Annotated in this window: 7 protein-coding genes; 4 read left to right on the forward strand and 3 right to left on the reverse strand. The window is 57.1% G+C overall.

The features are described from left to right. The first annotated feature begins 12 nt into the window (after nt 1–12). Both AAAK34_RS11115 and ada read left to right on the forward strand, forming a co-directional pair. Nucleotides 13–1,461 carry a cryptochrome/photolyase family protein gene (locus AAAK34_RS11115; RefSeq protein WP_231693101.1) on the forward strand — a complete coding sequence of 483 codons (1,449 nt, stop codon included), beginning with the start codon at nt 13–15 and terminating at the stop codon, nt 1,459–1,461. 345 nt (nt 1,462–1,806) lie between these two features. Further along, entirely contained in the window at nt 1,807–2,712 is a 906-nt protein-coding gene (gene ada, locus AAAK34_RS11120; RefSeq protein ID WP_231693102.1) for a bifunctional DNA-binding transcriptional regulator/O6-methylguanine-DNA methyltransferase Ada, read from the forward strand. Nucleotides 2,713–2,741: 29 nt separating this feature from the next. On the opposite strand, the gene AAAK34_RS11125 is transcribed toward ada, so the two are convergent. Further along, on the reverse strand, nt 2,742–3,137 hold the full coding sequence (locus AAAK34_RS11125; protein ID WP_231693103.1) for an ATP-binding protein: 396 nt from the start codon (nt 3,135–3,137) through the stop codon (nt 2,742–2,744). Nucleotides 3,138–3,520: 383 nt separating this feature from the next. Between AAAK34_RS11125 and AAAK34_RS11130 the strand changes: the two genes are divergently transcribed. Together AAAK34_RS11130 and AAAK34_RS11135 are read left to right on the forward strand one after the other, a co-directional pair. Continuing rightward, nucleotides 3,521–4,891, forward strand: a complete 1,371-nt coding sequence (locus AAAK34_RS11130) for an IPTL-CTERM sorting domain-containing protein (protein ID WP_431777273.1) — start codon at nt 3,521–3,523, stop codon at nt 4,889–4,891. A gap of 153 nt (nt 4,892–5,044) precedes the next feature. Then, a complete protein-coding gene (locus AAAK34_RS11135; protein ID WP_231693105.1) occupies nt 5,045–8,458 on the forward strand; it encodes an EAL domain-containing protein in 3,414 nt (1,137 codons plus the stop codon). Between the two features lie 84 nt (nt 8,459–8,542). Here the strand turns inward: AAAK34_RS11135 and AAAK34_RS11140 are convergent, their stop codons facing one another. Together AAAK34_RS11140 and AAAK34_RS11145 are read right to left on the reverse strand one after the other, a co-directional pair. Next, nucleotides 8,543–9,853, reverse strand: coding sequence for a sensor domain-containing diguanylate cyclase (locus AAAK34_RS11140; RefSeq protein ID WP_431777274.1), 1,311 nt, complete (start codon nt 9,851–9,853; stop codon nt 8,543–8,545). Between the two features lie 17 nt (nt 9,854–9,870). Further along, on the reverse strand, nt 9,871–10,215 hold the full coding sequence (locus tag AAAK34_RS11145; RefSeq protein WP_231693350.1) for a zinc ribbon domain-containing protein YjdM: 345 nt from the start codon (nt 10,213–10,215) through the stop codon (nt 9,871–9,873). Nucleotides 10,216–10,523 lie beyond the last annotated feature (308 nt).

Here is a 10,523-nt window from a genome sequence, read left to right on the forward strand (position 1 = left end):
GGACACACTTTCATGACAGCAAGTGCCCTGGTTTGGATGCGCCGCGACCTGCGCTGCGAAGACCATGCCGCGCTCTACCACGCGCTGCGCCGCTATCAGCGGGTGTACTGCGCCTTCGTTTTTGACTCAGACATTCTGAACTGCTTACCTGGCCGCAAAGACCGGCGAGTGGAGTTCATCCATGACAGCGTGGTCGACTTACACCACGCGCTACAGCAGCTTGCTGAGCAAAGTGGAGCGCCTGGTGGCGGTCTGATCGTTCGCCACGGGCCCGCGCAAGGGTGCATCGTGCAACTGGCCCAAGACTTGGGCGTGCAGGAGGTTTTCACTAACCGAGATTACGAACCCCAAGCCATGACGCGAGATCAGCGGGTGGCCCAGGCATTGCGTGAGCGAGGTGTCGCCTTCAGTGATTACAAGGACCATGTACTGCTGGATCGCGACGAAGTCCTTACCCAGCAGGGCAATCCCTACAGCGTGTTCACTCCCTACAAGCGCGCGTGGCTGCAGAAGCTGGATGCCTTCCAGCTGAAGCCTTATCCGGTGGGGCGTTACGCCCGCAATCTGGCGCCCCCGCCCAAGGCCGAGCGCTTGCCGGGGCTAGAAGAGCTAGGATTTTTTCGCACCAACTTGCATGAACTGCCGCTGCCTTCTGGCATGCGTGGCGCGCAGAAATTGCTGCAAGCCTTCGTGCCGCGCATGGCGGCGTACCACGAGGCCCGCGATTACCCTGGTCGCAAGGGGGTGTCTTATTTGTCCGTGCATCTTCGCTTCGGCACTGTTTCCATCAGGCAGTTGGCGGCCTTGGCTGCGCGGCGGGCTGCGGAAGGCTGCGAGGGTGCAAAAACCTGGCTGTCAGAGCTTGCATGGCGCGACTTCTATTTCATGATTTTGTGGCATCACCCACACGTGGTGAACCAGTCCTTCAAAGCCGACTACGAACGCGTGCAGTGGGAAGAGGCGCCCGAGCTGTGGCAGGCCTGGTCAGAGGCTCGCACAGGTTACCCTCTGGTCGATGCGGCCATGCGCCAGCTTCATCAGACCGGCTACATGCACAACCGCCTGCGCATGGTGGTGGCCAGCTTCTTGACCAAGGATCTGGGCATCGACTGGCGCCGGGGAGAGCGCCACTTTGCCGAGCACCTGAACGATTACGACCTGGCCGCCAACAACGGTGGCTGGCAATGGGCAGCATCAACCGGGTGCGACTCGCAGCCCTGGTTTCGTATTTTCAACCCCATCACGCAGTCGCAGAAATTCGACCCCGAGGGGCAGTTTATCCGCCGCTACGTGCCCGAACTGGCGTGCGTGCCTGATCAGAACATTCACTTTCCCGCAGCGATGAAGCCGGTCGAACTGACGGCTTGCGGCCTTCGCCTTGGTGTCGACTATCCTTTACCGATCATCGATCATGCCCGGGCGCGCGAGCGCACCCTGATGCGGTTCACTTTGATTGCTTAGAGCTTCCCAGGCCCCTTGGAGGTGCCCGGCGTTCTGAGGAGAAACAAGAGGGTTTGCTTGTAGGAGCGGCTTCAGCCGCGATCGGTTTCCTTCAGAGCACAATACGCCATTGATGACGGTGACCCTTCGCGGCTGAAGCCGCTCCAAAGGCAGGGATGATGGAGGCCGTTTGGGGCTTTCAAAGTTTTGTTTTTCATGAGCGCGTTATTTCTTCGATTTTTCTCGACCACGCATCAACCAGTGACGTATTTTTTGAGCTGGCATTGAGCAAGATTCGGAGTGCTTAAAGCCGACGCTTTTAGTATTCTGTGGACCAGTGAGACTTCCATATCACCGGTTGCCAACATGACCACCACCATCGCTTGCAAAACAGAAGCCAATCATCTGGAGGCGGTTCATTCAGGCACAAGATCGTCTGAACGTGCAGCGTTGATCGCACGCGCATGCCGCATCATCGAAACATCAGAAGATCCTCCACTGCTTGGTGAACTGGCGGCCGAGATGGGTGTGAGCGCGTATCATTTTCATCGTCTCTTCAAGGCGGAAACAGGCCTCACACCCAAAGCCTATAGCTCTGCGTACCGCGCCCGCAGGCTGCGGGAAGAGTTGGCTACGTCGAAAGCTTCCATCACGGAAGTCATTTATGGTGCAGGTTTCAATTCCAACAGCCGGTTTTACGAAGCCGCCGATCAAATGCTAGGCATGCGCCCAAAAGATTACCGCGCACGCGGCACAGGAACAAGCATTCGTTTTGCAGTTGGCCAGTGTTCCTTGGGAGCCATACTTGTAGCCCAGTCGGAGCGCGGACTCTGTGCGATTTCGCTTGGCAATGACCCGGAGGCACTGGTGCAAGAACTTCAGGATCAGTTCTCCAAGGCAGAAATCACTGGGGGAGACTCCGAGTTTGAAAAAATCGTCTCGGAAGTTGTCGGGTTCATTGAAAAGCCCGCCATGGGACTTAGCCTGCCTCTGGATGTTCAAGGCACGGCTTTTCAAGAACGTGTGTGGCGTGCGCTGAGCGAATTACCACCAGGCACAACCACAAGCTATACCGAACTAGCCTGCAAATTAGGCTCGCCTAAAGCGGTTCGCGCCGTTGCCAATGCGTGCGGTGCGAATCAACTGGCAGTTGCCATACCCTGCCACCGCGTGGTGCGGCGCAACGGAGATCTTGCCGGTTACCGCTGGGGCGTAGAGCGTAAGCGAGAATTGCTTCGCCGCGAGGCCAGCGATACCGGCAATGATCTCTGAACTTGAATCGGTAGTGCGTTCTTCCGCGATTATGGCTTCGCAACTTTCCAGTTGCCGCCCACGCCGTCCCCAGTCTTGTCGCCTGGCTTGGCATCCTTGACGAAGTAATAGAGTGGCTGGCCTTTGTAGGCCCACTGCCTTTTGCCATCGGTGCGAATGATGATGTTGTAGTCGCCCATCGGGGTCGCCGTCGCGGTCACGTCAAGCGGGGGCCAGTTCTTCGCGCACGTGTCGTAGCACGCAGAAGCACCGCTGCCCTTGGCATCCTTGCTATAGAAATACAGCGTCTTTCCGGTCGGGCCGATCAAGGTGCCGTCTGCCGCCTGGGTCGGTGTGCTGGGCGCCTTGGAGGAGGGCGAGGTGCCCATGCTGCTGCAGCCTGCAAGCACGGCAGCAGTGCCAAGAGCGATCAAGGCAAATTTCATGATTTTCTCCATGGATTGAAAGACGGTTCCAGTGTAGCCATGGAGGTTACAAAATGATGTCTGATTGATGGCAACTTAATGAGTTTAATGTATCGGTTGGCTACATCGGGTGTGGTTTATTTTTTGATGCAATCTGGAAGTTCTGTCATTTCATGAGTCAATTATTAATAAAAAAATAATCTAAAATAGGTAATTTAATACTTTAGAAGCAATAAGCGTCACATTTGAACCAAGTTTATCGAGTCGGCCGCGCAAGGTGTTATGCAGAGGTTCCCCTGGTCACGCTCTTTGACTTCGTGAATAAATATCTCTCGCTGATTGGATCGGTCCTGATAAAATTTTTTCTAATTGAAAACGCAAAAAAAGTTGCAGATAGGGGAGTCATGAAAATTGTTCGCGTATTTCTGATCACGGTCGGCCTGTTAATGGGCTGGGTTTCCGCATTCGGTCAAACCTCGGTCAATCACAACTACAACACGGGGCAGGTCACCTACACACTCAATTCAGGGCCGGACACCGCCTATTTCAATTACTACGACGTCGGCGGACCAGCAGGGCTCTATTACAACTCCGGCAACGCTGCAAACAGTGTCGTTACCTTCGTTTCTGCACCTGGTACAACCATCGACGTAACCTTTAGCCCCCTCTCGATTGAAGAATGGTGGGACGCGCTCTACATCTTCGACGGGACTAGTACGGCAGCAACCCAGATCAGTTCAGGCAATGGCCCCTCGTTCTGTAGTGGGGTGCCGGGAGCGTGGTGGGGAACAGGGTTACCCGGCAACGCCGGGCCGGGTCTTGTTCGATCTACCGGTAACTCTATTACGTTTGCTTTTTGTACCGATGGGTCAGTGGTTCGTCCTGGCTGGGCCGCCGTGGTACGTACTACGCAGGCCCTTGTCCTGACCAAGACTGTGGGCACGACCCCAGGGGTGTGCGCACCTACCAGCAGTATTTCAGTAGACTCTGGGACGACCGTGTACTACTGCTACACGGTCACAAACGTCGGCACCACCACTGCAAGCACCCATTCTTTGGTCGACGATCAACTCGGCACCATTTTCAGTGGTCTGAACCACACTTTAGCGCCTGGGGCCAGTATCGACACCGTCACGCTGGGTTTGAGTGTCCCAGTCGTCATCAGCACCACCACCACCAACACTGCTACCTGGACCTCAGGAAGTTTGTCGGCCAGTGCCAGTGCCGCGGTCACGGTCCCTACCTACAACGTAACGGCCGCGGTCAACGACCCGTTGGGTGGGAGTGCCTCTTGCGATCCTGCGAGCGTGCTGTCTGGTAGCAGCAGCACCTGCACCGCCTCTGCAAATGCGGGATATGTGTTCACAAGTTGGGCGGGCGACTGCAGTGGCACTGACCCAGTCTGTACCCTGAGCGGTATCACCTCCGACAAATTGTCCACGGCCAATTTCGCTCAGGCCTTCAATGTTGCAGTGAGCGTAGACGACCCCGCCAGCGGCAGCGTTACCTGCGAGCCGCCGACGGTTCCCTCCGGCGGCAGCAGTGTTTGCACCGCGACTCCCAGCATGGGTTACCTGTTCAACTCTTGGTCTGGAGACTGCTCAGGCACGAATCCGGTCTGCATCTTGGAGAACGTCACAGCCGACCGCACCGTCGCGGCCAGCTTCCGCCGGGCTGCCGCTGAAATACAAGCTGTACCCACGCTGGAAGCCTGGGGGCTGATGTTGTTGTCTGGCTTGTTGGGGTGGTTGGCTTGGCGTCGCCGCGCGGCCTGAGGCTGACTTGTCGGGATTTCGAACGCCAGAACCCAATAAGCGCCCAGAAGCGGGTTTCGGCCCGCTTTTCTGGTTTTAGGCTAAGGAAAAGTCTGAAGCCGCAGTGCAGTCCCGCTTAAGATGAAGCAAATTACAAGAATTTGTTTCTGACGCATGCTGGCCAGCCTAATCAATAACGTCGCCTTTCTGGTCGCCTTGGTAGCCGCCGGACAAGTGGTGATTTCGCACGGGTACAAGAAGCCAGAGAACCGGCAACTGGTACTCGGCTTCTTGTTCGGAGGCGTGGCCATGCTCGGCATGGCCAACCCGTTCACGTTGCTGCCCGGGGTTATTTTTGATGGGCGAACCATCGTCTTGACTGTGGCCGGCGTCGTGGGTGGAGGCGTATCGGCTGTGGTTGCTGCAGTTATGGTGGCGTTCTATCGTTATGAAATCGGCGGCAGCGGCACTGCGGTTGGCATCACGGTCACCTTCTTGTCGGCTTGTCTGGGTGTGCTTGCCCGAGCATGGTGGAGCCGACGTCAGCGAAGCCCGTTGTGGTTCGACTATGTGGCGCTGGGGGTTGCGGTGCAACTAATGCAGCTGGCAGCTTTTACCCAGATCCCGAACGGGGCAGGGTATGCCTTCATTGAGCGAGGCTGGTGGGCGCTCCTGACGTTCTACCCGCCTGCCACCATGCTGCTGTGTCTGATGTTTCGCAACTTCGAGCGTCAACTTCTCGACAAAGCTGCGCTGCAAACCGCTCAGGAGGCACGTATCGCCGAAGAAAGGGCCAGCCTGCAGCGGTTTCACGCCTATTTTGACTATTCGATCGTAGGGCTGGCGATCACTAGCCCCAACAAGGGCTGGCTCGAAGTAAATGACGCTCTCTGTGAAACCTTGGGTTATTCGCAGGAAGAGTTCGCCCGATTGACCTGGGATCAGGTCACCCACCCCGATGACCTGGCAGCTGAGTTGGTGCAGTTTGAGCGCATGCTGGCTGGCGAGATCGAGAGCTACACGATGGACAAGCGGTTCATCCACAAGCATGGACACTGGGTGTATTCGCGTTTGGCGGCCAGTGCCGTGCGCAAGCAAGACGGTAGCCTTGATTACGCGCTCGCTATGGTGGAAGACATCAGCGACCGGATGCTTGCCGAGACCGAGCTGCGCCACGAGAAGCAGTTTTCGGAAGAGACCCTTAATGCCCTCCCGGGCGTCTTCTATATGTTCGACTCGAGAGGGCGCTTCGTGCGCTGGAATCGCCAGTTCGGGCAGATCACCGGCTACACCGACTCAGAGCTCGCGCAAATGAAAGGACGGGACTTCTTCACCGGCGACGACCAGCGCCGAATGGAGGAGAGTATGGGGAAAGCCTTCAGCGAGGGTGCGGCAGACGTGGAGGCCCACTTTCGCACCAAAGAAGGGCAACTGCTGCCGTATCTCTTTACTACTCAACGCACCACGATTGGCGAGTATGCCTATCTGCTGGGCGTGGGAGTAGACATCAGTGAGCGACAGCAAATTCAGCAAACCCTTGAGATCGAGCGGGCGCATCTTCGCACCCTGATCAACGCCATACCTGATCTGGTCTGGCTCAAAGATGTCGATGGTCGATACCTCTCCTGCAACCGGGAATTCGAGCGTTTCTTCGGTGCACCCGAGCGAGACATTCTCGGGAAAACCGACCACGATTTCGTACCTGCTGCACTTGCCGACAAGTTCCTCCAGAACGACCAGGACGCCATGGAGGCTGGGGAGCCTATTCGATACGAGGAATGGATCACCTACCTCAGCGACGGCCGGCGGATTTTGCTGGAAACCACCAAGTTGCCGATGCGCACGAGGGACGGTCATCTGGTGGGAGTGCTGGGTGTGGGGCATGACATCACCGAACGGCAACTGCACCAGCAGCAACTAGAGCATATTGCCCACTTCGACACCCTCACTGGCTTGCCTAACAGGGTTTTGCTGGCCGACCGGATGCGTCAAGCTTTGGCCCAAGCAGAACGGCGCAAGACCACGCTGGCCATCGCCTACCTGGACCTTGATGGCTTCAAGACCATCAACGATCGCTACGGCCATGATGTTGGCGACCGCCTCTTGAAGGCGCTGGCCGTTCGCATGAAGCATGCGCTGCGGGAGGTAGATACGCTGGCACGTCTGGGCGGCGATGAGTTCGTCGCGATTTACCTGGATCTAACCAGCGCGCATGCCGCCTTGCCGCTACTGTCTCGACTGCTTGCCGCCGTTTCGGAGATGATTCAGATTGATGGCATCTCCGTGAAAGTGTCGGCTAGCCTGGGCGTGACCTACTACCCGCAAGACGACGCGATCGACGCCGAGCAGTTGCTGCGCCAGGCTGACCAGGCGATGTATCAGGCCAAGCAGATGGGTAAAAACCGTTACCACGTCTTTGATGCAGCGCACGACCGCAGTGTGCGTGGCCGCCACGAAGAGTTGGAGCGACTGAAGAGGGCTCTTCAGGAGCGTGAGTTCGTGCTGTACTACCAGCCGAAGGCAAACATGCGTACGGGAGAAGTGCTGGGTGTCGAAGCCTTGATCCGGTGGCAGCACCCGGAACGCGGATTGCTCCCGCCCTCCGCCTTCCTGCCTCTTTTGGCGGATCAACCCCTGGCCATCGACCTGGGTGATTGGGTGCTCGATACCGTCATGACCCAGATCGAAGTGTGGAAGACCGCCGGGTTGAAACTCCAGGTCAGTGCCAACATCGACGCCATCCATTTGGAGCAGCCTAATTTTGTCGATCGGCTTCGTGCCCTCAAGACCGCGCACCCCTTGGTTGCTGCCGATGATCTGGAGCTTGAGGTTCTTGAAACGAACGCACTTGACGACATCGCTCTGGTTTCGCAGGTGATTCTCTCCTGCCGTGAAATGGGCATCGGCTTCGCGTTGGACGACTTTGGCACTGGTTATTCGTCTCTGACCTACCTGAAACAACTGCCCGCGCAGCTTCTGAAGATCGACCAGAGCTTTGTGCGCGACATGCTCGACCAGCCGGATGATCTTCCCATTCTCGAAGGCATTCTCGGGCTAGCGAAAGCTTTCCGGCGCCGTGTGATCGCCGAGGGCGTTGAGACAAGGGAACATGGTGAAATATTGTTGCGCCTGGGCTGCGAACTCGCCCAAGGCTACGCCGTTGCCCGCCCGATGCCGGCAGGGGAGGTGGCTCAATGGGTGCGCACATGGGTTCCCGACCCGATATGGCAGGACCTCGAGCCCGTTGGGCGCGAGGGTTTACCCATGCTTTCAGCCTGGGTTGAGCATCGGGCTTGGATCAAGCGACTCATCAGTTACTTGCAGGAAGATTACCCGTCGTCTCCGCCGTTGCTGCACCCTGAGGCTTGTAGGCTCGGTCAATGGATGGAATTGCAGGAGCTCATGAAACAGGATCGCGGTCTGGAGCTCAAGGTGATGCTCTCCGAGCACCTGGAACTTCATGAGCAGGCCAACAGACTGATCGAACTGAAACAGCGGGGTCACCCGGAAGAGGCGCTTGCGCGAGTGGATGATCTTCTCGACCTGCGGGATCGGTTTCTTGGGCGATTGATGGCGTTGTTGAGTTAAACAAACTCAATTCTTCATTCAACCGCCCACGGCCTGCACCAAGGAATTGAATAAAGAAAGGCGACTCACTGAGTCCATACTTGGTTAGGCAGAGTACTCGGCCTGAGTTTCGCTGGACACCTGCACCTGGTTACGGCCTGCGTGTTTGGCAGCGTACAGCGCTTTGTCCGCGCGTTCGATTAGTTGCGCCACCGTTTCCCCAAGCTGCAGCTCAGCCACACCGATGGAGACCGTGACTTGGCCGACCTCATCGGTGGTTGTCCGTTGCACGCCATCTCGGCAGCGCTCGGCCAGAGGCCGCGCCTGTTCGAGGCCACAGCCACTGAAGATCAGCAAAAATTCTTCGCCGCCCCAGCGGATCACGCTGTCATTGGCGCGCAGCGTGGCGATCAGGCTGTGCGACACTGCCTTGAGCACCGTGTCGCCGCGACTATGGCCCCATTTGTCGTTGACCTGCTTGAAGTGGTCTATGTCCGCCATCGCTATCGACATGGGTACCTTGCCACCCAGGGACTGCATGTACGCTTTCTGCAGCGCCAATTCACCCGCCGCCCGGCTGAGTGCGCCGGTGAGGCTGTCATAACGCACCAGATCGCGAAGCTTGCTCGCCTCCAGTACATGGCTCGTCACGTCACGAAAGATGCTCACGTAGTGCGTTACCTCACCCGCTTCGTTGCACAGCGGCGTGATCGTCTCGTCGCAGTGAATCAAGGCATTGTTCTTGGAGCGATTGGTAAAAACGCTCCTGAAAGTGTTGCCTTGCCGCAAGGTGCCCCACATGTCCTCATAAAACGCCGCATCATGGTGACCTGAGCTGAGCATGCTTGGCCTGCGGCCCAGCACATCGATCAAGCCGTACCCGGTGATCTTTTCGAACCCCTTGTTCGCAAATTCAATAATGCCCCGGCTGTTGGTAATGACCACGCCGTCTTCGGTGGCGTTAAGCACGCTGGCAAAAATCTGGGTCGACTTTTGTGCGGCCATCAAGTCGCTGACGTCTTGCTGTACCGAGATGAAATGGGTGATCTCGCTCTCAGCGTTGCGAACGGTGGAAATATTCCACTCCACAGTGTAGGGGCGCCCATCCTTGCGGTAGTTAATGGTCGAGCCGTGAAAATAGGTGCCCGCGCGCAGGCTTTCTCGCAGTTGCCCGATCACATCCGGGTTCGTAGCCGGGCCTTGAAGAATCCGGGGTGTGCGGCCCAGTAGTTCCTGCTGGGTGTATCCAGTCATCTGGCAGAAGGCAGGGTTGGCATAAACAATACGCTGCCCATCTTTGCCAAGATTCGCATCAGTCAGCAAGACTGCATTGAACGACTGATCAAGCGCCAGGCTGATCATCGCGGGATCGACGGGAAAGGGCAAGGGTTTGACCGCCAGCACTTGAGATGTCACCGCTGCTTTGCCAGTAGTTAGGCCTTCTTAACAAAGGCAGACTTAAGCTGCATGCTTCCGATGCCGTCGATCCGGCAGTCAATGTCATGGTCGCCGCCAATGAGCCTGATGCTACGCACCTTGGTACCAACCTTGATCACCTGCGATGAACCCTTGACCTTCAGATCTTTGATCACGGTCACGGCATCTCCGTCCTGAAGCACATTGCCAACGGCATCCTTGATCACTACATCAGGTTCCACCTGTGCCGGCTCGGACTCAGCAGACCACTCATGGGCGCACTCGGGGCAGATCAGTAGCGGTCCGTCGGCGTAAACGAACTCGGATTGGCATTGAGGGCAGGCGGGTAAGGTAGACGACATGAACTGGGTCTTTGCTTTCGAATGAGCTTGAGGACGTTGCATTTTACGTTTTGCATCCGGTGTGCAAAGCAGCACTCAGCCGCGCCTCTCCAGCTTGCCGCCCCGGACTATCGTCGAACGCGGCTAAAACAGGAGATCACATGTCAGCGTTAGCAGCCTTTGACGCGCTCTTGCTCGTCCGTCTTCGTGCGCCGTCAGGTCGAACTCAACGGCCCACCCGGCATGGTGGGTCTCGCCAACCTGCTTGCCCACTATAGACACGGCATAATTTATTCATGAACTTTTGTTGGCTGCCTGATTCCAAAGTT

The sequence above is a fragment of the Ottowia caeni genome, assembly GCF_050821495.1.
Lineage (GTDB): Bacteria > Pseudomonadota > Gammaproteobacteria > Burkholderiales > Burkholderiaceae_C > Ottowia > Ottowia caeni.

Coding starts and splice junctions, on each gene's coding strand:
- AAAK34_RS11125 (WP_231693103.1), bottom strand. CDS start 3,137: ATGAAATTTGCCTTGATCGCTCTTGGCACTGCTGCCGTGCTTGCAGGC.
- ada (WP_231693102.1), top strand. CDS start 1,807: ATGACCACCACCATCGCTTGCAAAACAGAAGCCAATCATCTGGAGGCG.
- AAAK34_RS11130 (WP_431777273.1), top strand. CDS start 3,521: ATGAAAATTGTTCGCGTATTTCTGATCACGGTCGGCCTGTTAATGGGC.
- AAAK34_RS11145 (WP_231693350.1), bottom strand. CDS start 10,215: ATGTCGTCTACCTTACCCGCCTGCCCTCAATGCCAATCCGAGTTCGTT.
- AAAK34_RS11135 (WP_231693105.1), top strand. CDS start 5,045: ATGCTGGCCAGCCTAATCAATAACGTCGCCTTTCTGGTCGCCTTGGTA.
- AAAK34_RS11115 (WP_231693101.1), top strand. CDS start 13: ATGACAGCAAGTGCCCTGGTTTGGATGCGCCGCGACCTGCGCTGCGAA.